This window comes from Sporosarcina highlanderae, assembly GCF_030433715.1.
Classification (GTDB): domain Bacteria; phylum Bacillota; class Bacilli; order Bacillales_A; family Planococcaceae; genus Sporosarcina; species Sporosarcina highlanderae.
In genome coordinates, this window is sequence record NZ_JAROCC010000015.1 from 34,029 (window position 1) to 54,086 (window position 20,058).

Annotated in this window: 26 protein-coding genes; 1 reads left to right on the forward strand and 25 read right to left on the reverse strand. The window is 43.0% G+C overall.

Features of this window, described 5'->3' with window-relative positions; genetic code table 11:
* Positions 1-12: 12 nt before the first annotated feature.
* From P5G49_RS15465 to metG, 16 genes are all read right to left on the reverse strand, one after another.
* On the reverse strand, positions 13-237 hold the full coding sequence (locus P5G49_RS15465; protein WP_301245240.1) for an anti-sigma-F factor Fin: 225 nt from the start codon (positions 235-237) through the stop codon (positions 13-15).
* A gap of 53 nt (positions 238-290) precedes the next feature.
* Positions 291-854, reverse strand: a complete 564-nt coding sequence (pth, locus tag P5G49_RS15470) for an aminoacyl-tRNA hydrolase (RefSeq protein WP_301245241.1) — start codon at positions 852-854, stop codon at positions 291-293.
* A gap of 82 nt (positions 855-936) precedes the next feature.
* Complete coding sequence (locus P5G49_RS15475; protein ID WP_301245243.1) at positions 937-1,575, reverse strand: 50S ribosomal protein L25/general stress protein Ctc; 639 nt, start codon at positions 1,573-1,575, stop codon at positions 937-939.
* 83 nt (positions 1,576-1,658) lie between these two features.
* Positions 1,659-2,618 (reverse strand): ribose-phosphate diphosphokinase, encoded by a 960-nt coding sequence (locus P5G49_RS15480; RefSeq protein ID WP_301245245.1) that lies wholly within the window; start codon positions 2,616-2,618, stop codon positions 1,659-1,661.
* A gap of 14 nt (positions 2,619-2,632) precedes the next feature.
* Complete coding sequence (gene glmU / locus P5G49_RS15485) at positions 2,633-4,003, reverse strand: bifunctional UDP-N-acetylglucosamine diphosphorylase/glucosamine-1-phosphate N-acetyltransferase GlmU (RefSeq protein ID WP_301245247.1); 1,371 nt, start codon at positions 4,001-4,003, stop codon at positions 2,633-2,635.
* A gap of 215 nt (positions 4,004-4,218) precedes the next feature.
* Entirely contained in the window at positions 4,219-4,503 is a 285-nt protein-coding gene (spoVG, locus tag P5G49_RS15490; RefSeq protein WP_301245249.1) for a septation regulator SpoVG, read from the reverse strand.
* Between the two features lie 232 nt (positions 4,504-4,735).
* Positions 4,736-5,113, reverse strand: a complete 378-nt coding sequence (locus P5G49_RS15495; protein ID WP_301245251.1) for a RidA family protein — start codon at positions 5,111-5,113, stop codon at positions 4,736-4,738.
* A complete protein-coding gene (purR, locus tag P5G49_RS15500) occupies positions 5,110-5,943 on the reverse strand; it encodes a pur operon repressor (protein WP_301245253.1) in 834 nt (277 codons plus the stop codon). The genes P5G49_RS15495 and purR overlap by 4 nt, the downstream gene beginning before the upstream one ends.
* Positions 5,944-5,999: 56 nt before the next feature.
* Positions 6,000-6,866 carry a 4-(cytidine 5'-diphospho)-2-C-methyl-D-erythritol kinase gene (ispE, locus tag P5G49_RS15505; protein ID WP_301245255.1) on the reverse strand — a complete coding sequence of 289 codons (867 nt, stop codon included), beginning with the start codon at positions 6,864-6,866 and terminating at the stop codon, positions 6,000-6,002.
* Positions 6,867-7,050: 184 nt separating this feature from the next.
* Positions 7,051-7,236, reverse strand: coding sequence for a small, acid-soluble spore protein, alpha/beta type (locus tag P5G49_RS15510; protein WP_301245257.1), 186 nt, complete (start codon positions 7,234-7,236; stop codon positions 7,051-7,053).
* Between the two features lie 127 nt (positions 7,237-7,363).
* A complete protein-coding gene (veg, locus tag P5G49_RS15515) occupies positions 7,364-7,630 on the reverse strand; it encodes a biofilm formation stimulator Veg (protein ID WP_283733388.1) in 267 nt (88 codons plus the stop codon).
* Positions 7,631-7,776: 146 nt separating this feature from the next.
* The gene (rsmA, locus tag P5G49_RS15520; protein WP_301245261.1) at positions 7,777-8,661 is read right to left on the reverse strand and encodes a 16S rRNA (adenine(1518)-N(6)/adenine(1519)-N(6))-dimethyltransferase RsmA; all 885 of its coding nucleotides are present in this window, start codon (positions 8,659-8,661) and stop codon (positions 7,777-7,779) included.
* On the reverse strand, positions 8,654-9,214 hold the full coding sequence (rnmV, locus tag P5G49_RS15525; RefSeq protein WP_301245263.1) for a ribonuclease M5: 561 nt from the start codon (positions 9,212-9,214) through the stop codon (positions 8,654-8,656). The genes rsmA and rnmV overlap by 8 nt, the downstream gene beginning before the upstream one ends.
* A gap of 146 nt (positions 9,215-9,360) precedes the next feature.
* A complete protein-coding gene (locus P5G49_RS15530) occupies positions 9,361-10,587 on the reverse strand; it encodes a resuscitation-promoting factor (RefSeq protein ID WP_301245265.1) in 1,227 nt (408 codons plus the stop codon).
* A 131-nt stretch (positions 10,588-10,718) separates the two neighbouring features.
* Positions 10,719-11,489, reverse strand: coding sequence for a TatD family hydrolase (locus P5G49_RS15535; protein WP_301245267.1), 771 nt, complete (start codon positions 11,487-11,489; stop codon positions 10,719-10,721).
* A 123-nt stretch (positions 11,490-11,612) separates the two neighbouring features.
* The gene (metG, locus tag P5G49_RS15540; RefSeq protein WP_301245269.1) at positions 11,613-13,574 is read right to left on the reverse strand and encodes a methionine--tRNA ligase; all 1,962 of its coding nucleotides are present in this window, start codon (positions 13,572-13,574) and stop codon (positions 11,613-11,615) included.
* A gap of 291 nt (positions 13,575-13,865) precedes the next feature.
* Between metG and abrB the strand changes: the two genes are divergently transcribed.
* Positions 13,866-14,141 carry a transition state genes transcriptional regulator AbrB gene (gene abrB / locus P5G49_RS15545; protein ID WP_301245270.1) on the forward strand — a complete coding sequence of 92 codons (276 nt, stop codon included), beginning with the start codon at positions 13,866-13,868 and terminating at the stop codon, positions 14,139-14,141.
* Positions 14,142-14,197: 56 nt separating this feature from the next.
* Here abrB and rsmI read toward each other — a convergent pair whose 3' ends face one another.
* From rsmI to tmk, 9 genes are all read right to left on the reverse strand, one after another.
* Complete coding sequence (gene rsmI, locus P5G49_RS15550) at positions 14,198-15,073, reverse strand: 16S rRNA (cytidine(1402)-2'-O)-methyltransferase (protein ID WP_301245271.1); 876 nt, start codon at positions 15,071-15,073, stop codon at positions 14,198-14,200.
* Entirely contained in the window at positions 15,051-15,338 is a 288-nt protein-coding gene (locus P5G49_RS15555; protein ID WP_301245272.1) for a GIY-YIG nuclease family protein, read from the reverse strand. The genes rsmI and P5G49_RS15555 overlap by 23 nt, the downstream gene beginning before the upstream one ends.
* Positions 15,322-16,071: a tRNA1(Val) (adenine(37)-N6)-methyltransferase gene (locus P5G49_RS15560; protein WP_301245274.1), complete on the reverse strand. Its 750-nt coding sequence runs from the start codon at positions 16,069-16,071 to the stop codon at positions 15,322-15,324. The genes P5G49_RS15555 and P5G49_RS15560 overlap by 17 nt, the downstream gene beginning before the upstream one ends.
* 61 nt (positions 16,072-16,132) lie before the next feature.
* Positions 16,133-16,492 (reverse strand): DNA replication initiation control protein YabA, encoded by a 360-nt coding sequence (gene yabA / locus P5G49_RS15565; protein WP_301245276.1) that lies wholly within the window; start codon positions 16,490-16,492, stop codon positions 16,133-16,135.
* A 13-nt stretch (positions 16,493-16,505) separates the two neighbouring features.
* The gene (locus P5G49_RS15570) at positions 16,506-17,333 is read right to left on the reverse strand and encodes a PSP1 domain-containing protein (protein ID WP_301245278.1); all 828 of its coding nucleotides are present in this window, start codon (positions 17,331-17,333) and stop codon (positions 16,506-16,508) included.
* On the reverse strand, positions 17,326-18,330 hold the full coding sequence (holB, locus tag P5G49_RS15575) for a DNA polymerase III subunit delta' (protein ID WP_301245280.1): 1,005 nt from the start codon (positions 18,328-18,330) through the stop codon (positions 17,326-17,328). Before holB ends, P5G49_RS15570 begins: the two co-directional genes overlap by 8 nt.
* A gap of 54 nt (positions 18,331-18,384) precedes the next feature.
* Positions 18,385-18,825 carry a YaaR family protein gene (locus P5G49_RS15580; RefSeq protein WP_301245282.1) on the reverse strand — a complete coding sequence of 147 codons (441 nt, stop codon included), beginning with the start codon at positions 18,823-18,825 and terminating at the stop codon, positions 18,385-18,387.
* A 21-nt stretch (positions 18,826-18,846) separates the two neighbouring features.
* Positions 18,847-19,176, reverse strand: a complete 330-nt coding sequence (locus tag P5G49_RS15585) for a cyclic-di-AMP receptor (RefSeq protein ID WP_147060307.1) — start codon at positions 19,174-19,176, stop codon at positions 18,847-18,849.
* A gap of 236 nt (positions 19,177-19,412) precedes the next feature.
* On the reverse strand, positions 19,413-20,057 hold the full coding sequence (gene tmk, locus P5G49_RS15590) for a dTMP kinase (RefSeq protein ID WP_301245285.1): 645 nt from the start codon (positions 20,055-20,057) through the stop codon (positions 19,413-19,415).
* Between the last annotated feature and the right edge of the window lies 1 nt (position 20,058).

A 20,058-nucleotide genomic window follows, 5' to 3' on the forward strand; every position in this document is an offset into this window, starting at 1 on the left:
AAGCGGGATTTTCTATTGTAACCATTTCTTTAATGCGAGGTAATCCGGAAATGTACGTAACGACTTTTCACATTCCTCGCAAATGCATCGAACTGTCATTGATCCGTCTTTATCGTATTCCAAGAAGTGTTGGCTGTCCTCCGCGTTTTTCAACTGCTGGACTACTTCCTCGGCGGAAGCGAATGGAATACTTCCGACCTCCGTATTGCAATGTCTACATGAATAGCGAATATCCATTTTCATCGGCCCCTTTTTATCAAAGTATAGGCAGATGAAGGGATGATTATTCCTTAAGCACCGTTATAGTTATTCATTACTTCGAGAAATGGACTATCAAGCCATGCAATACAAGCCGATGCGCTTTTTTGAACCATTTCCTCAATTAGTGGCTGTTCATCTTTGCTGAATGTGGACAGAACGTAGTCGGAGACCTTCATGCCGCCTAACGGACGTCCGATTCCTATGCGGATTCGATTGAATGTATCTGAACCGAGATGGGCAATGAGCGACTTCATGCCATTATGACCGCCGGCACTTCCTTTTTGACGCAATCTCAATTTACCAGGGGCAAGGTCGAGATCGTCATAAAGGACAACAATATCTTCCAAATCGACATCGTAATAATCCATTAACGGACCTACACATTCACCGGATAGGTTCATGTATGTTAATGGTTTGACAAGCATCACTTTTCCCTCGGGACGATGGACAATTGTATAGGCACCATTGAACTTCGACTGCATGGCCGGTGCATTCAACCGCTCTGCTAATTCATCAATAGCCTCGAACCCTACATTATGCCTTGTTTTTTCATACTGTTTTCCCGGATTCCCAAGACCGATTATCATTTTCATATGACGCATCTTCCTTTTAGTAAAGAATTATAAAAAGGGCGCACGGAATGAAAACGTGCGCTCCAATAAGTTGCATTTTGTATTAATCTTCTTTGTTATCCCCTTGGTTTTCACCAACGAGTTCCGGTTGAGATTCTGCATCCGGAAGATTGTCACCTTCTATTTCTTCTTCCGTACGTGGAGAAGAGATGACAACAAGTGCGAAATCATCATCGTTCACAATTTCAAATTTCGACTTAGCACGGATATCCCCAACTGTAATCGATTCACCGATTTGCAACTCTGTAATATCGATATCGAATGCTTCAGGTATATCTGATGGTTTTACCTTGATTTTCACTTCGTGGTTCGGCTGTTGTAGAACGCCGCCTTCTTTTTGACCAACGGATTCGCCAACAAGATTCACCGTTACGTCAATTTCAAGCTCTTCTGTCATATTGATAGCCAGGAAGTCCGCATGGCGAATTTCACCTTTAAGCGCATCCTCCTGGTAATCGTTAAGTACGACATTCAATTGTTTGCCATCCACCTCAAGCTTGATGACACCGTTTCGTCCCGACTCACGTAGAGTGCTCATTAGATCACGCTCTCTTACGGCAATCGGAGTCGACTCGGTTTTATATCCATAAACTACCGATGGGATATACCCTTCGTTTCTTAATGCTGATAAAGCAGATCTTGTTTTCGTTTCTCTTGGTTTCGACTGAATTGCTGTACTCATTTGCGTAGTCACCTTTCCTGAAAAAAAGTTATTCTAACTCTTGAAATACCCAAAATCAGACGACATGAAACTTACTGACTTGCTTAATCAAACAATGTGCTTACAGATTTCTCTTCGAATACACGAATGACTGCTTCGCCCAAAAGCTTGGCAATCGACAATTGTTTGATTTTCGGAGATTTTTTGCTTTCCGGTAATTCGATTGAGTTCGTAATGACCAATTCCTTGATTTGAGAATTGTCAATTCTTTCGATGGCAGGACCGGACAGCACCGGATGCGTGCAGCAAGCGTAAACTTCCTTAGCACCATTTTCGATAATCGCGTTCGCTGCGATTGTTATCGTTCCGGCTGTATCTATGATGTCGTCGATAAGGATAGCAGTCTTCCCATCGACGTTCCCAACAATACTCATCACTTCTGCAACGTTTGGACGTGGACGGCGTTTATCAATGATAGCAATTGGTGCTTTCATGCGGTCCGCCATTTTTCTTGCACGTGTGACTCCACCATGATCCGGAGATACGATGACAAGGTCGTTCCCTTCCAAACCTTTGCTTTTGAAATATTCCGTAAGAATCGGTTCAGCCACTAAGTGGTCGATTGGAATATCAAAGAAGCCTTGGATTTGTGGAGCATGCAAGTCAATTGCAATGACACGATCAGCTCCCGCTTTTTCAAGCAAGTTCGCTATGAGTTTTGCAGTGATCGGTTCACGTGAGCGCGCTTTGCGGTCTTGTCGCGCGTATCCATAATAAGGCATGACAACGTTGATTGTACGTGCTGATGCGCGCATCAAAGCGTCAATCATGATTAGAAGCTCCATTAGGTTATCATTGACTGGATAGGAGGTGGACTGGATGACAAAAACATCACAGCCACGGATACTTTCTTCAATGTTTATTTGAACTTCTCCATCGCTGAAACGTTTGACAGAGCACTTACCTAGTGGAAGTCCGATTTCGTCTGCCACTTCTTGAGCAAGTGATTCATTGGAATTAAGAGAAAATATTTTCAACTTTTTATTAGGATAATGATTAGCCATGATGGCCCCCCTGATTAATTAAGATTTAATTTTGTTGCGTATCCTTCTTTATTCTCCTGGCGCGCGCGTCCAATTGCAAGTGAACTTTCTGGGACATCTTTCGTGATGGTGGATCCAGCGGCTACATAAGCGCCTTTTCCAATTTTAACCGGTGCAATTAAGTTGGAGTTGCAACCGACAAAAGCACCATCTTCGATTGTTGTGGTGTTTTTATTCTTACCGTCATAATTCACCGTGATTGTTCCGCAACCGATATTAACATGTGTACCGACTTCAGCATCTCCGATATAGCTGAGGTGGGACACCTTACTTCCTTCTCCAAGACTTGACTTTTTAACTTCGACAAAATTGCCGATTTTTACATTGTCGCTGAGATTGGAATCCGGACGGATATGTGCGAACGGGCCTACTGCCGTACTGGAACCAACGATGCTGTCCCGTATGACTGACGAATGCACGGTTGTTTGATTGCCGATTGTACTATTGACAATATGGCTATTCGGTCCGATAATGCATTTTTCACCGATGACTGTCTGTCCTTCGATGATTGTGTTAGGTTGAAGAACTGTGTCCCTACCGATAGTTGTATTTGCACTAATATAAGTGCTGTTAGGGTCGATAATTGTAACGCCTTCACGCATGTGACGTTCGGCAATCCGTTGACGCATCACCTTTTCAGCCTCTGATAGAACGACTCTGTCATTGACACCGATCGTTTCGCTGAAATCATCAGTTACATATGCAGAAATACGCGCATTCTCCGCCCTTAAAATACCAATGACATCCGGTAGATAGTATTCTCCCTGTGCATTCTCATTCTTTACTTTTTTCAATGCGTTAAACAATGAACGATTATCAAAACAGTAAGTGCCTGTATTGATTTCAGTTACGGATCGTTCTTCGTCCGTCGCATCCTTATGCTCGACATTGCGAAGAACGTTTCCATCCGCATCGCGAATAATGCGTCCATAGCCAGTTGGATCATCGGCATTGGCGGTTAGGATTGTTGCTTTGGCATCTGTTTCGGAGTGATGTGCTATTAAAGCTTGCATCGTTTCCGATTTGATGAGCGGAGTATCGCCGCAAACGACAATAGTGACTCCATCCAAATCCCCTAATTGTTTTTCCGCCTGCTGAACCGCGTGGGCTGTTCCAAGCTGTTCCGCCTGAAGGGCATACTCGCTTTTCCCGCCAAGCGTTTCTTCAACCTTTTCTGCGCCGTGGCCTACAATCGTAACAATCTTGTCGGCCCCAATCCCGATGATATGGTCGACAACGTGTTCGACCATCGGTTTTCCGCAAACTGGATGCAATACTTTATATAAATCCGATTTCATCCGCGTTCCTTGTCCTGCAGCAAGGACGATGGCATATGTATTCGTCATGTGGTTGGCCCCCATCCATAATTTCATTATTGACTATAGCTGAAAACACTATTTATTTCAACCAAATCCCCTTGACAAGCCGGGTTTATTCTTTTAATATTATTGTTTTCTTTTTTCAGGGCAGTAAATGACACTTCTGCTCCCTCAAAAAAAAATGCAGAACAAGATTTGGTTAAATCCAGTTCTGCCGCTTTTACACTTATGAGGTTAAAAACTTACGCGCCGGCTTCTTCCAATATACCCTTTTCTTCAACCATATGATAGGCGGACAGCACCGCGTCTTGGACTTTCATTCTTGCACTTGTGTTGATGGGATGTGCAATGTCACGGAAATCTCCTTCAGGGGTCCTCTTGCTTGGCATCGCAACAAATAACCCCTCGTTTCCTTCAATGACGCGGATATCATGTACGACAAATTCTCCATCCAAGGTAATCGACGCGATAGCCCTCATTCTGCCATCAGTTTCTACCTTTCTTAGTCTCACATCTGTTACTTCCATTCTTCCCCACTCCCCTTTAAATAACATCTAACTTCAGGTACCTCTAACGGGCACCCTACGCCTTTGTTTTCTGCATATCATCTATATTCTGCAAAAGTCATCATTTTCCTTTTTATTTTTGAAAGTTTTTTTAATAAACTTAAAATACACTTATCATGCAATGAAAAGTTACTTTATTTGCTTATATTTATCAAAAAAACCCGCTCAACATGTGAGCGGGTTCCATTTTTAATTATTCGCCTGCAAGTGCGATAACTTCGATTTCGACTGATGCATCTTTCGGAAGTCTTGCTACCTCTACCGTTGAACGGGCAGGTGTGTGTGAACCGAAATGTTGGGCATAGATATCATTTAAAGCCGCAAACTGATTCATATCCTTTATGAACACTGTTGCTTTAACAACCTTATCAAGTGAAGAGTTAGCCGCTTCCAATACAGCTTTCAAGTTCGCAAAAACTTGATTTGTCTGCTCTTCAATTGTTCCTTCTACAAGCAATCCGTCCGGTGTCATCGGTAATTGCCCAGATGTATACACAAATCCGTTCACTTTCACTGCTTGTGCATAAGGCCCAATAGCTTTCGGTGCATTTTCTGTAGCTACATAGTTCATCCTTCATTTCCACCCTTCTTAAAATAATTGCCTTCTTCAAGTTCAATTGTACGATCCTTCTCATTCATGGCACGAAGCTTGACCAATGATAGATAATCATCGACAAGCACTTCCTCGGTATGTTCGGCCTCGACAAGCACAGCAATCCCGGCAAGCTCACAATCGAACTCTTCTAACAAATTCTTCATGCCGGCCATCGTGCCTCCCGCCTTCATGAAATCATCGGTGATCAATACTCTTTGGCCGCTCTTCATGCTTCTCTTTGATAATAACATTGTCTGAATTCTTCGTGTAGAACCGGATACATAATTAATGCTGACGGTTGATCCTTCTGTCACTTTGCTATCCCTTCGGACAATGACAACTGGTACATTCAAATGGCGTGCAATTGCATGCGCAATGGAAATACCCTTCGTAGCAACTGTCATAATCACATCAATTTCCATATCCCCAAATGCCGAAGCAAATACTTTTCCAATCCGGTCCATTATTTTCGGATTGCCTAAGAAATCCGTCATATATAAATAACCACCGGGCAAAAGGCGATCCGATCGTCCAAGACTTTCCTTTATCACTGCCATCACTTCCCGGACTTCCGATTCAGTGACCCGCGGGATATATTTCACTCCACCTGCAGCGCCTGATACGGTAACCAGTTTGCCTGTTCCATTCACTTCAAACGTTTCTTTGACAATTGATAAGTCTTCGCTAATGGAAGACTTTGCGGCCAAATAACGCTCAGAAAAGTATGTCAACGGAATGAGTGAGTGCGGGTTTTCCAGTAGATGACGTGTCATATCGACAAGTCTTTCGCTCCTTTTCCACTTCACGAACAACAACCCCTACATCCGAATATTTTAATGTACAGTATCATAAATGTACGTGTTTAATCAAGGATGAAACGTTCCCCCGTCATCCTTACTGCATGAACTTCCTTACAAAAGCCTTTGAGTCCATTATATATCCTCGAGACACGAGCTTCTTGTCTAACGAAACCAAAAACTGTCGGGCCGCTTCCACTCATTAATACAGCGTCCGCCCCGAATTGTTCCATCTTCTTCTTCAGGATGACGACTTGCGGATGGAGCTCCATTGTTACCGGTTCCAATACATTCCCTAATGTGCTGCACATTTTGTTGTAATCCCCGGAATTCAATGCATCTAACATGCCTGCTGTATCAGGATGCTTGATGGATGAGAGATTTAGGTTCCGGTAAATATCTGCCGTGGAAACAGAGATTGCGGGTTTCGCAAGGATAACCCAGCAGTTCGGCGGAGCTGGTAGATGCTCTATCTTTTCACCACGCCCTTTTGCAAGCGCAGTACCACCATGAACACAGAAGGAAACGTCGGAACCAATTTTAGCGCCGATTTCGGCTAATTCATCAACACTAAGTTGCAAGTTCCAAAGTCTGTTTAATCCGCGAAGCGTTGCCGCAGCATCGGAGCTCCCACCCGCAAGGCCTGCAGCCACAGGTATTTTCTTATTAAGTGTGATTTCGACCCCTTCACGGACGTTAAATTGTCGCCTCAGTAGGTCCGCCGCCTGATAGGCTAAATTTTTTCGATCGTTCGGTACAAATCGCTCGGAAACTTTTATCGTGATTAGTCCGTCATGTGCCGGTCGCAGCCACACCTGGTCTGCTAAATCGACTGTCGTCATGATCATCTCTACTTCATGGAAACCGTCTTCACGTTTATGTAGGACATCAAGCGTCAGGTTGATTTTTGCAGGTGCCTTTTCGTATAACATCAGGCTCCCTCCTTTCGTGCTTGTCATTGTTCCCTATTTTACCATAGGGAGTAGGGAATGCACTCTGTAATTTCACATCACTAGTTGTTTTATTTATGAAAAGTACGGGAAAAAGAGCTGTACGGTGTCTATAACGACATCCATACAGCTCTTCCATTGTCAGTCCTTAGAGATGAAAGGTAATCTAGCTATTGTTTCTTTTTTCCGCCATTCCACGTTCAGCCATTTGAATGGCGTGTTTAACCATATTACCGGCGTCTCGTGATTTGATTCCTCCCCAACCTTCCCGCTGAACAACATCGTAAAAGCCTAGCTCTTTCGCAATCTCTTCTTTCAAGTGCTCGGACATTATACTTCGTCTTCTAGCCATCGGGTTTTCCTCCTTTTCGACTGACATACTTAGTATGGGCTATAACCATAAAAAAACACCCATGCTCTCCAGGGGAGGAGTGCATAGGTGTTTTAAATCTAAAAACAGTGAATAATTGCCATGAAAATTATTTGATACTAAACGCAGTCGCGTCTCCATCATCCAGAACCGTTATTTCGACAGCTTCTGTCAAAATATCCGCGTAGCTGTAAGATACCCTCTCAAAAGCATTTTCGTCCTGGTCCAGTTCAACAACAAAAACTGCACGATACGTCTCACGTAGGACTCCGGCACGTTCGATCGTTTTCTTACGGCCGCCGTTTGCTCTCAAATGCAAACGTTTCCCCAAGTGAGCATCCAATGACTTCTTAATGTCCGCTAATGTTTTTGGCACGTCGCTTACACCTCACTGGATATAAGTATAACACTTTTAAAAAGTTCTGTCAATTAAAATGAGAATTTTAACAGTAAGGCATTATCTTTGTCAATTCTTTTTTCGCTATTTTCCTCATTATCACTGATTTTAATGACCTGAATTTGTCAAGATTCTTTAAAATCTGCATAGAGTGCATTCGCCAATTCCCCAAATTCCTTAATGGACAAAGTCTCTCCCCTTCTTGCTGGATCCATACCAATGCGTTCAAATGCCTGTAGGATTTCTTCCTTCTTTGCCTTGCCGTTCTGCAAAGAGACCTGTAGATTGTTCAGCAACGTCTTCCTGCGCTGTACAAAGGAGCCCCTCGCAACTTTAAATAGGAAATCCTCATCGATGACCTCGACAGGCGGCTCCGCCTTTTTTGTCAGTTTTAGGACTGCGGATTCGACATTCGGTTGCGGAATGAAGACAGTCTTCGGCACGATCATCGATACTTCGGCATCCATGTAGTACTGCACGGCAATTGATAGTGATCCATAAGCTTTCGTACTTGGGGATGCTGTTATGCGATCCGCCACTTCCTTTTGCATCATGATGACCATTGCACGTATCGGGACTTTGCCAAGAAGGAATTTCATGATGATTGGTGTCGTTACGTAATAAGGGAGATTTGCAACAACGACGATATCGTCAAAACCGCTGAATTGGTCTTCGATAACTTTATTTAAATCAGCCTCTAAAATGTCCTGGTTGATGATTTCGACATTATCATAAGGTGATAATGTATCCTCCAATACCGGTAGAAGACGTTGATCAATTTCAAACGCGACGACCTTTTTGGCGGATCTGGCAAGATGTTCCGTTAGTGCTCCGATACCAGGGCCAACTTCAATAACACCTGTCCTTTCCGTCAAATCGGCATGCGATACAATATTACGTAAGATATTTGGGTCGATTAAAAAGTTTTGCCCCAAACTCTTTTTGAATGAAAATCCATGTTTCTCTAAAATCTCTTTTGTCCTAACAGGTGTTGCAATATCCTTATTCATGGCCATCCTCCTCTTGCAGGACTTTTAATGCCTCCATTAATTGATGTTGCCCAATTCGGAACATTTCAAGCCTCTTTTTCAAACCTTTACCATTCACTTGCCCGATATTCAGTAACTCGCTCAATCGATCCCGCCTACTTTTTGCATCAGGATGACCTATAAGCCTTTCCTCCAAAAGGAAGGTTAGAGGAATCTCCTCCGTATTCTGCTCATCTAATGAATAAACCGCTTGAAGAGCATTTCTGATGTCCTCATCTTTTGCATGTTCAATACCTAACTTCTGACCGTTTTTAGCGATTGTCTTTGATTTATGCAGAAAGGCGTGTTTTACACCTGGAATCTTTTCCTCGATAATGGCGCGGATTCTTCTTCCCGGAAAATCAGGATCAGTAAATACGATGACACCTCTTGTTTCCTGCGCATGGCGTATCTGATTCAATGTGCCCTCATTTATTGCAGAACCATTCGTTTCAATTGTATCTGCCCCTGTAGCCCTTTTGATTGCGACTGTATCTGATTTCCCTTCTACAACAATTATTTCCTTTATCTTCACTGTTACCCTCTTTTCGTTAAGTACGATGAGTTAATTTTACGGCTTAGCGCCACATATGTACAGGGACTACCTTTTGTTTGGATTACTATAAAAAAAACCGCAGGACTGGTTGAGCCCCACGGATAAAAGCGGAAATAAAAATAAAATTAGTCTATGACTTTCACTTTCACTTGACGACGTCCGAAATTATAAGCCGCTGCCTTTGTAGGTACGTGAAGGTCAATCTTCTTACCTTTAATCGCGCCGCCCGTGTCTCCAGCAATCGCATAACCGTATCCTTCCACCCATACTTTTGAACCGAGTGGAATGACTTTTGGATCGACAGCGATGACTTTCAAATTCGGATTCGAACGCAAATCGATGCCAGTAGCCGTTTTACCTGTACAGCCATTACACTGCGCAGTATATGCCGTTGCAGTGACGTAGAACTCCTTGCCACCGGATGGTGCTGATGCGCCTCGGGATACTACATTGGATTTCTTTGTGGATGCGGTTGCCACCACTACTTTTGAACCGACTGCTACAATTTTCTTTTGTGGTTCTTGAATGACTCTTTCGCTCAATAACGTACGGGATACTTCCTTGCCATTCTCTTTAACAATTTCAAACTTACGCTCGACTGACCCCTTCTTGCCGTTTTGGACTATTTTTTCGCGTCCTTTTAGCAATTTGGCGTCACTTTTCGTTACGACCGCAAAGTTCGTTGGTTCTTCCACTACATCGGTGACCTTTTCTACCCGCACGACTTCGACAATGGAATCAGGCTTTAGGATATCGCCCATTTCCCCATTTATTCTGTCATGTTCATTCAGTTGAATGTTCTCTCTCTTTAAAAAGTCAGCGACCGTAGTCGAAGTTGACCATAATGGTATCTCTTTCCCGCCATCGATTAGCGTCAATTGAAACGCTTTTTGAATCTTGATGGTTTGATCTTCCTCAAGATTTGAGTTTTGATTTGGTGTGACTTTGTCGTGTTCTTGAAGTTTGACGTTAGCTTCAGCTAAGATTTTGCCTACATTCTGATCTGTCGTCCAAACCTTTTTTGTATCCTCGTCCATATGAATCAAAACCTGTTTCGCCTGTTCCCACCTAATCGATAAACCTTCCTCGATCGGTGTACTCACTGAGGGTATTACTAAATCGTGTTCGGCAACTTCGATATCCTGACTTGCAAGAAGTTGCCCAACTGTATGTGCAGATGTTTTAAGTTCCATTTTCTCACCGTTCACATCAAGTGTGACCGATTTCTTCGTTCCCGTGTAGAGAACAAGTGAAATTACCGCCACAAATAGGACAAATGCAACTGCAGTGATCGCTATTTGTTGACTCCTCAATGATGGAAAGAACAGATTTTTCATGGTACTTTTTGGCATGAAAAAACTCCTCCTTTATCACTCGGCTGATTATAAAGGTTACTTGTCCGAGTGTCAACACATTAGAATTTTATTCTCATCCACTTGTAGGAAGATCAAACTCATGGCAAACGGTTACATCTTCCAATAATTTAGTCTGTTATTTTGAAGGTTTTTAAAGCATTTTCAGTCGTCTTTCTTGCCACTTCATCAACTGAAACACCCTTCAGACGAGCGATTTCTTCAGCTACCAAAGTGACCAGTGCAGGCTCATTCCTTTTCCCACGATATGGATGCGGCGCTAGATAAGGCGCATCAGTTTCAATTAATAAATGTTCTAAAGAAATTTCTGTTGCAACTTGCTTCGGCATTTTTGCATTTTTGAAAGTGACAGGGCCTCCAAGGGATATCATGAAGTTCATATCGATGCATTCCTTTGCCGTTTCCACACTGCCGCCGTAACAATGCATGATGCCACCAGTGATTGAGGCTTCCTCCTCTTTTAAAATCCGAACAACATCTCCAGTTGCATCCCGATTATGGATGATAATAGGAAGATTGACCTTTTGGGCAAGCCGGATTTGCTTTCTGAACAGTTCCTGCTGAATATCTTTCGGTGATTTATCCCAATAATAATCTAATCCTGTCTCTCCTATGCCAACAACCTTTGGATGGGCAGCAAGCGTTTCTATCCATTTCAAATCTTCCTCTGTACAATCAATTGCATCAACCGGATGCCAACCAACGACTGCGTAGATGAACGGATAGTTTTCTGCCAATTCCATTGCCTTTTCGATGGTCACCCGGTCAAAGCCGACTACTACCATTCTTTTTACATTTGCGTCCAGCGCCCGCTCAATGACCTCCTTTATGTCTTCTTCATATTGTTCTGCGTTCAAATGGACATGCGTATCAATATACATACCGTTTCTCTCCTCGCAAGATTCATTCTATTTCAATGATTTGTTACTTACGTTACAACCAAATTACAAAACGGTTAAAAGATAAAGACGGCGCCTCTTAAGAAACGCCGTCCCCCTTATTTATTATTTTACTTTTGCACCGTTTTCTAGTGATGTATCAACTGTAGCCAGTTTTAGAACTCCATCGGATTGGCCAGCTAAAATCATCCCTTGGGATAATTCGCCACGCAATTTCACAGGTTTCAAGTTTGCAACAACAATCACTTTTTGCCCAACCAATTCCTCTAACTCATAATGCTCGGCAATGCCGGAGACGACTTGTCGCTGTTCATACCCCATGTCTACTTGGAGCTTCAGCAGTTTATCCGCCTTCGGGATGCGTTCGCAAGCTGTAACAGTCGCGACACGCAAGTCTACTTTCATGAAATCATCAATTGTAATTTCATCGACTTCTTCCACTTTTTCAACCGATTTCTCTTCCTGCTGCTCTTTTGGCGCGGTAATTGCCATTTGATCGCGGATGTAAACAATCTCCACTTCAGGATCAAGGCGTGGGAAAATAGGAACTCCTTTTTCCACCACTTTTGCACCTTCAGGAATAGCTGAAAAATCGCCTAATGTGTCCCATGTAAGCAGGGATTTATCCAGACCTAACTGTTCGATAATTTGGACCGGCGATTTCGTCATGAACGGCTGTAGTAGCACAGCAATTTGTTGAAGTGAAGCTGCAAGATGAGCCATGACGGACGATAATTTTCCTTTATCCGCCTCGTCCTTCGCGAGGACCCAAGGCGATGTTTCATCAATATATTTATTCGTTCGGGAAATGATTGACCACAGTTCGGATAGGACTACACTGAATTGCATCTTTTCCATTGCAGCCTCGTATTTCTCAATTGCAGTTTTTGTGAATTCCCGAAGGGTTGCATCGTATTCAGTAGGTTCCAGACCTTTTGTCGGGATAACGCCATCACAGTATTTATTGATCATGGAAACGGTACGGTTTAGTAGGTTTCCAAGGTCATTTGCCAAATCGTAATTTGTCCGTTCTACAAATGCTTCTGGTGAGAATGTACCATCCTGTCCAAATGGAAGTTCACGTAGTAAGAAATAACGTGTAGCGTCAAGTCCATAGCGTTCGACAAGCATTTCCGGATAGACGACATTACCCTTCGATTTCGACATTTTTCCGTCCTTCATCATAATGAAACCATGTGCAAATACTTTTTTCGGTAATGGAAGGTCAAGAGCCATTAGGAAAATCGGCCAATAAATCGTATGGAATCGGACGATATCCTTCCCTACGACATGGACATCAGCAGGCCAGTATTTTTTAAATAACGAATCATCATCCGTATCGTAACCAAGTGCGGTGATATAGTTCGTCAAAGCGTCAACCCAAACATAAATGACATGCTTTGGATCTCCAGGTACTTTAATGCCCCAGTCAAACGACATTCTGGAAACAGACAAGTCTTCAAGCCCTGGTTTGATAAAGTTATTGATCATTTCATTCTTACGTGACTCAGGTTCGATGAAAGTCGGATTGTCCTCGTAAAACTGCAAGAGCCTGTCCGCATATTTCTTCATATTAAAGAAGTATGATTCCTCCGAAACTTTTTCTACAGGACGGTGGCAATCTGGGCAATTTCCATCCTCTAATTGCGCCTCCGTGAAGTAGGATTCACAAGGTACGCATTTCCAACCCTCGTATTCACCTTTGTAGATGTCACCGTTATCAAGGAATTTCTGGAAAACCTTTTCAACAATGGATTTATGCCGTTCCTCTGTAGTTCTAATCAGATCATCGTAAGAGATGTCCATCAGCTTCCAAAGATTTATGGCAATATCTGCAATGCCATCTACATACTTTTGCGGAGGAAGCCCCTCTTCTTCAGCTTTTTCCTGGATTTTTTGACCATGTTCGTCCATCCCCGTTAAAAAATGAACGTCAAATCCACGTAGTCTTTTATAACGAGCCATTGCATCCGATGCAACGGTCGTATACGCAGTACCGATATGAAATTTCCCGCTTGGGTAATAAATCGGAGTTGTAATATAAAACGTTTTTTGCTGTTCAGCCACGAAAATACCTCCATTGTTTCAATCTATACTAACCATATTATCTAAAATTCAACAAAAGTGCTATGTAGACGGAATGAAGTTATGCAGTTTTATGGAAATTGTCCATTCCATTCCACTAAATTATTATTCAAAGTATAAGTTTTTTACCGTTACTTTTAGTAAATCTATTATCCTCGCAATAGTTTAAAGATAGAATTATTGACGTTAATTGGAAGAGTTGGTATGATGTTGTTAGACAAGACACGTGTCGGAATTCGACAACAAATATGTCTTTTAGGAGGAAATCTTGTCATGAAATCTACAGGCATTGTAAGAAAAGTTGACGAGTTAGGTCGCGTCGTAATTCCTATTGAACTCCGTCGTACACTTGGAATCGAGCAAAAAGATTCATTGGAAATTTACGTTGACGACGATAAAATCATTTTGAAGAAATATATGCCTAATATGACATGTTCAATCACTGGAGAAGTATCTGATGATAACTTAAGTCTAATTGACGGCAAGCTGATTTTAAGCCAAGAGGGAGCAAAACAGCTTTTGAAAGAAATAAAAAACAAATTAAATTAATATTATCTAAATAATAGTATTTGAATCCAGAACCCATATCGGGTCCTGGATTTTTGTTATCCATTCACATGGTATTTCTGATAGACGTCCCGCTTCGCTAAGCCGCGTTCCAATGCCACCATCCGAATTGCTTCTTTTGAGGAAATCTGTTCTTTCTCCATCAATAACTCAACATGTGAAAAGATGCTAATATCCTTCCACCAGCTTTCCTCCTGATCTTCCTCTCCACTCTCATTTCCTTCAAGAATTATACAGAATTCCCCACGTATCTCACTCGATTCAACCCACAAAGCTGCTTCTTCCAATGTTCCCCGGAGGAATTCTTCGTACCTCTTCGTCAATTCCCTTGCCAAAACTACTCGGCGAGTTCCTCCAAACGATTCCATAATTGACCGGATTGTTTCTTTTAGACGGTGGGGGGCTTCGTAAAGAATCAACGTTTCTTCCTTTTGCTTCAGCTTACGTAGTTGCTCGTTTCGCTCCTTTTTCTGTCTTGAAAGAAATCCAAAAAAGGTGAACGGCTGTGTTTGGAGGCCCGATGCGACCAATGCACTAATAGCCGCATTTGCCCCTGGGATAGGTACGACATCATACCCTGCCTCAATCGCTTTTACCGCGATATCGTATCCTGGATCGGAAATGCAGGGCATTCCTGCATCACTTACTAAAGCAATTTGTTTACCATCAGCTAACAATTGGAGGATCTTTTCCCCGCCTTTTTCAAGATTATGCTCATGATAGCTTATGAGCGGTGTCTTAATATCAAAATGATTGCAGAGTTTTATTGTATTCCTTGTATCTTCTGCTGCAATCATATCGGCCTCTAACAGCACCCGGATTGCCCTGAATGTCATATCTTCTAAGTTACCGATTGGAGTGCCAACTAAAAACAGCTTTGCACTGCCCTTTTCAGCACTTTTTTGTGATTTCATCCGTGCCTTGCCCCTTCCTCATATAGCGTTCCTTTGCATTTCGGGTTAATTGCTTGAACTGATATTCCGCCCGCATTGCCTCACGTTTCGTTTCGAAGCTTTCCATATAAATACAACGGACAGGGATTCTTGCTCGTGTATATTTTGCGCCCTTCCCTTCATTATGAACACGGACACGCTTTTCCAAATCATTTGTATAGCCCGCGTAATAGGTTCCATCCTTGCATTCAAGGACATAGAAGAAATGTTCATTCCCCTTGTCCATATAGTAAAAGCCTCACTTCATCCGTATATTCCCCGTCTGGGCCATATACATATAAAGGTGGAAGGATTTTCAGGTCTGGTTTGCCATCTTTTATGCCCTCAATTAGTAAGGTATTCGCCTCTTTCCCTTCCTTCGGATAGACGAAACGGATTCTTTTCGGTTCAAGACGGTTCGCACGCATCGCTGTCACGATATCTAACAGTCTACCTGGGCGATGGACAAATGCAGCCTTTCCTCCCTGCTTTAAAAGTTCGCTTGCCGATTGTACAGCTTGTGTTAGGGTAAGGTGGATTTCATGTCGTGCGATGGCGACATGTTCCTTTAAATTCTTTTCACTCGCTTCATTCGCAGGAAAATAAGGGGGATTGCATGTAACCGTATCGTATTTCTCATATCCAATTTTGGAGGCAATGCCAATGACATCGTCATTCACGATTCGTATTCTTTCATTTAGGCCATTATAACCGATGCTTCTTTCTGCCATATCCGCAAGACGCTCCTGCAGTTCGACCGCCACGATGTCGGCATTCGTCCGCGCGCTTAGAAATAGGGGAATCGCACCGTTACCTGCACATAAATCGACAATTTTACCGGAACGGATCGGAACAAAGGCAAATTTTGCAAGCAGGACGGCATCGAGCGAAAAGGAAAACACGGAGGGGCTTTGAATGATACGTAAGTTTTCAGCTAACAAAAAATCGAGTCTTTCGTCTTCTTTTAATAAATTCTCCATATTATTCTCCTTCGATCCATAGAAAAAAGCCGATGCCTACACAAAATAGGATCGGCTCATTTCAAGCATGTTGTTTACTTAGGAAGGATAGACAAAACAGGCAATCTTCTCCTTTTCGGCTGCTGCCGTAATGGACATTGCAAACATGGTATCCTTCATTATATATCCTGGCTAAGTTGTCCACCCCTTCACCGATATCGATTCTTCGAGGCTTTTCAACTATTTGTTGTTCATTCAATGATTCTGTTTTCTCGTTTAATTCTTCAAGCCTAGTCCGGAGATGATGGTTTTCGAGTTGAAGTGAGTGGTTCTCTTCCGTCATCTTAGCTACAAATCCCATTAGTTCCCGGAATTGCTCATGCATGGATTCAAGCTGTTGCTCAAATTCCATTACCCTGTCGAGAAAGTTCCCTTCTTTCAACTTATTCACCCCATCATTTCGTCAATTGAGCTTCAACGTTCTTTTGACTTTCAATTTCTTCCCATGAATATTCCAAGACATGTTCCTGATCTACCAAAGATACTTGTAAGATTCTTTCAAGTAAATTCAAGCCGACCACTTTTCCGGGTCCTTCAGGAGTTTGTACCCTTTCCCCGATGTCCGGCATAAGGGTTTTCGCCTCTTCATATTCATCGTTTTCATACTTCAGGCAACACATGAGCCGACCACATAATCCTGAAATCTTAGATGGGTTAAGTGAAAGGTTTTGATCCTTCGCCATTTTAATGGAAACCGGTTCAAAGTCACCAAGGAATGTAGAACAGCAAAGCATTCTTCCGCAAGGACCAATTCCTCCAAGCATTTTCGCTTCGTCGCGGACTCCGATTTGGCGAAGTTCAATGCGAGTACGGAAAATGGCTGCGAGATCCTTTACAAGATTTCGAAAGTCTACTCGACCTTCTGCAGTGAAGTAAAAGACAATCTTATTGCGGTCGAATGTATACTCTACATCGACAAGCTTCATCTCTAACTCATGCTCGCGGATTTTTTCCAGACACTTCCCGAAGGCCTGTTCAGCATCCGTCTGATTCTCTTCAACCTGGATCTGGTCTTCGACTAGTGCCTTTCGGATGATTTTCTTAAGTGGCAATACGACATCATTCTCATCGACTTCCCTCACTGGAATAGCGACTTTACCATATTCGATTCCTCTAGCCGTCTCTACAATGACATAATCGCCAACATTGAGCGGATAGTCAAGCGGATCGAAATAATATATTTTACCCGCTTTTTTAAAGCGGACACCAACAACATTATACAAGCATTAACCCCTCCTGCAAATTAAGCACCAGTTGTTCCATCAAAAGTGTACGATTCATATTGCTGTACAACTTTTTCTTCGCTTGAAGAACCGCTTCCATACTGGCCGATAACTGGCTGTACGTCATCTTCATTGAGAGGCCACGGAAAATCTGTTGCTGATCGGGAAATGTCATTTCCGATTGCAATCCCGCTTTCATCGAAACGATATCACGGTATGCATAGAGAAGCAAGTTGAGTGCACGTTCCAAGTCTTCCTTCTCTTTCATTACCGAAACCCATTCAGATTGGATGAATAGAAGCGCTTCATTTACATTGCGATCCGATGCTTCTATTAATTTTAACACTGTTTTTCGCATGTGTGCAAATTGATCATTTTCGGCTAACAACTTTGCCTGTTCGATATCTGCAGTCATCATCGTCACCGTTGCTGCCATAGACGCAGTGATTCCAGAATCTATCAGCTTTTCGATCATTTCTTCCCTTTTAGGAGGAAGAAATGTAATCCGTTGGCAACGGGATTGGATTGTCGGAAGGATAGATTGATAGGAACTGGTTAATAAAATTGCTGTCACATCACCTTCAGGTTCTTCAAGGAACTTCAGCAACGTGTTAGCCGCTGCCACATTCATTCGTTCCGCACGGGAAATGATGTAGATTTTACGTCCTTGTTCATACCCTTTCCTCGTCATTTGCATGATCAAAGATGACATCTGTTCCTTCTTAATATCTTGGCCGTCCGGCTCAATCATCGTCACGTTCGGGTGATTTTTTGTAGAAACCCGTCTGCAGGCATGACATGTTTCACATGGAACAGCATCCACTTGCCGTTCGCAAAGCAGCAGTTTAGCAAAATGGATAGCCGCAGCTTCCTTTCCGGTTCCTGTGTCACCATCGAACAGATAGGCATGGCCAATTCGGTTGTTTCGAAATGTCGCTTCCAATCTATCAATAACAGCTTTTTGCCGCTGTTTGATATCAGCACCTTTCACTTCCATGCCTTCACCTCCTGCTGCAAAAAAACCGTGTTTTTAAATTCACAAAAACACGGGTCATGTATATAAATTAATGAGTAATCCTTTGATTTCTCCTATCTTTCCTAATAACTCGACAGAAGTTTGTTCTTCATCCAATAATACTTCGGCCAATTCGATAAGCTTTTCATCAATCGTTTGGACAATTTTCAGCCTACTGCCTTCGCCATACTGATTCCACGTATGGGATTGTTTCAATCCCATACCTGAATCTACTGTTTCTTTCAGGAAGCGACGGACAAGCATCTTGAATTTTGCCATGTCCCTTAAATTTCGTGAACGGGTTAGACGGTCTCCTGCGGAAGAAATGTCTCCTAAAAGTCTAGTAATCTGTTCCGAATGTAACCGCTCTTCCTGTTTCAGAATCATTTGGCCGAATCGGACATTCCCCTGCGGAGAACGCAAGGGATCATTCCGAAATTTATCCGTCCCTGTCCGATGGTCTCCATTCACTTTCATTTTAGGCTACACCTCATTTCATCAGAAGTGATGAAATTGTTCGATCGGTAAGACGAATACTGTGGCGCCCCCGACTTCTACTTCCACTGGATATGGGATATAGGAATCAGCGTTGCCGCCCATCGGTGATACGGGTGCTACCATCTGGTCACGCGATCGGCAATTTTCACGGATTAATTCTAAAGCTTTGGGGATGAGGCTGTCATCCGTTCCGATAAGGAATGTCGTGTTTCCTGACCGCAGAAATCCCCCTGTACTGGCTAATTTTGTAGCCCGGAAATCATTTTTTGTTAACGCTGCCGATAAACGGTTGCTATCTTGGTCTTGTACAACTGCCACTATCAATTTCACGGTACCCTCTCCTTTTAGCTTTTTCATTTTATATAATGCCAGGACTGTTGCTTTACGTTCCAGGCGGACGCTTTCCGGGGGGCGGGCGGTGAGCCTCCTCGGTCGCTTCGCTCCACTGCGGGGTCTCACCTGTCCCGCTAATCCCCCAGGAGTCGCCGCCTTCCACTTCAAGCAACGGAATCCCCCAAATAATCACATTACAACTCAAGGTGCTAAAAGCCCTCTTCTATATTATATCACGAATTGTCTTGAGAAATGAGTTGAGAACTTATAATTTTCCAAACATTTTCAGTTACTTCTGATAATGGGAGTGAGGCGTCTGTGCTGATGATGCGATTTGGGTATTGTTCAAGCAAAATTTTGTAGCCTTCGTAGACTTTTTGATGGAATTGTAATGCTTCGTTGTCAAGACGATTCTGCTCCCTAACACCGCTTTTCGTGATTCGCTGTAGTCCCACTTCCGGTGGTATGTCGAAGAAGATGGTTACGTCTGGCATTGTTTCTCCGATTGCAAATGCGTTGATGGACATGACATCGTCCATTCCAAGTCCCCTTGCATGGCCTTGGTAGGCAAGGGAGCTGTCGATGAAGCGGTCGCAAAGGACGATTTTCCCTTCAATTATTGACGGGATGATCCTTTCGACAAGATGTTGCCTGCGTGCTGACGCGTATAGGAGGGCCTCAGTTCTGCCGTCCATTTCCTGATGGTCATTATCGAGAATGATGGCCCGGATTTTTTCAGAGATACGGATTCCGCCCGGCTCGCGGGTCAGGGTGACGTCTTTTCCAATACTATTGAGTCTATTATATATTTCTGCAATCACAGTTGTTTTTCCTGCACCTTCAGGACCTTCAAATGTGATAAATTTTACTTTTGACATG

Bases quoted from the DNA above. Each gene is read 5' to 3' on its own strand.
- P5G49_RS15475 (WP_301245243.1), bottom strand. From the start codon at position 1,575: ATGAGTACAGCAATTCAGTCGAAACCAAGAGAAACGAAAACAAGATCT.
- glmU (WP_301245247.1), bottom strand. From the start codon at position 4,003: ATGACGAATACATATGCCATCGTCCTTGCTGCAGGACAAGGAACGCGG.
- ispE (WP_301245255.1), bottom strand. From the start codon at position 6,866: ATGTTATACGAAAAGGCACCTGCAAAAATCAACCTGACGCTTGATGTC.
- rsmI (WP_301245271.1), bottom strand. From the start codon at position 15,073: ATGAAATCACAAAAAAGTGCTGAAAAGGGCAGTGCAAAGCTGTTTTTA.
- P5G49_RS15580 (WP_301245282.1), bottom strand. From the start codon at position 18,825: ATGAAAGTGAATGGAGACCATCGGACAGGGACGGATAAATTTCGGAAT.
- spoVG (WP_301245249.1), bottom strand. From the start codon at position 4,503: ATGGAAGTAACAGATGTGAGACTAAGAAAGGTAGAAACTGATGGCAGA.
- abrB (WP_301245270.1), top strand. From the start codon at position 13,866: ATGAAATCTACAGGCATTGTAAGAAAAGTTGACGAGTTAGGTCGCGTC.
- P5G49_RS15510 (WP_301245257.1), bottom strand. From the start codon at position 7,236: ATGGCTAGAAGACGAAGTATAATGTCCGAGCACTTGAAAGAAGAGATT.
- P5G49_RS15530 (WP_301245265.1), bottom strand. From the start codon at position 10,587: ATGCCAAAAAGTACCATGAAAAATCTGTTCTTTCCATCATTGAGGAGT.
- P5G49_RS15560 (WP_301245274.1), bottom strand. From the start codon at position 16,071: ATGGAGAATTTATTAAAAGAAGACGAAAGACTCGATTTTTTGTTAGCT.
- P5G49_RS15465 (WP_301245240.1), bottom strand. From the start codon at position 237: ATGGATATTCGCTATTCATGTAGACATTGCAATACGGAGGTCGGAAGT.
- P5G49_RS15535 (WP_301245267.1), bottom strand. From the start codon at position 11,489: ATGTATATTGATACGCATGTCCATTTGAACGCAGAACAATATGAAGAA.
- pth (WP_301245241.1), bottom strand. From the start codon at position 854: ATGAAAATGATAATCGGTCTTGGGAATCCGGGAAAACAGTATGAAAAA.
- P5G49_RS15480 (WP_301245245.1), bottom strand. From the start codon at position 2,618: ATGGCTAATCATTATCCTAATAAAAAGTTGAAAATATTTTCTCTTAAT.
- rsmA (WP_301245261.1), bottom strand. From the start codon at position 8,661: ATGAATAAGGATATTGCAACACCTGTTAGGACAAAAGAGATTTTAGAG.
- holB (WP_301245280.1), bottom strand. From the start codon at position 18,330: ATGGAAGTGAAAGGTGCTGATATCAAACAGCGGCAAAAAGCTGTTATT.
- P5G49_RS15495 (WP_301245251.1), bottom strand. From the start codon at position 5,113: ATGAACTATGTAGCTACAGAAAATGCACCGAAAGCTATTGGGCCTTAT.
- tmk (WP_301245285.1), bottom strand. From the start codon at position 20,057: ATGTCAAAAGTAAAATTTATCACATTTGAAGGTCCTGAAGGTGCAGGA.
- P5G49_RS15555 (WP_301245272.1), bottom strand. From the start codon at position 15,338: ATGGACAAGGGGAATGAACATTTCTTCTATGTCCTTGAATGCAAGGAT.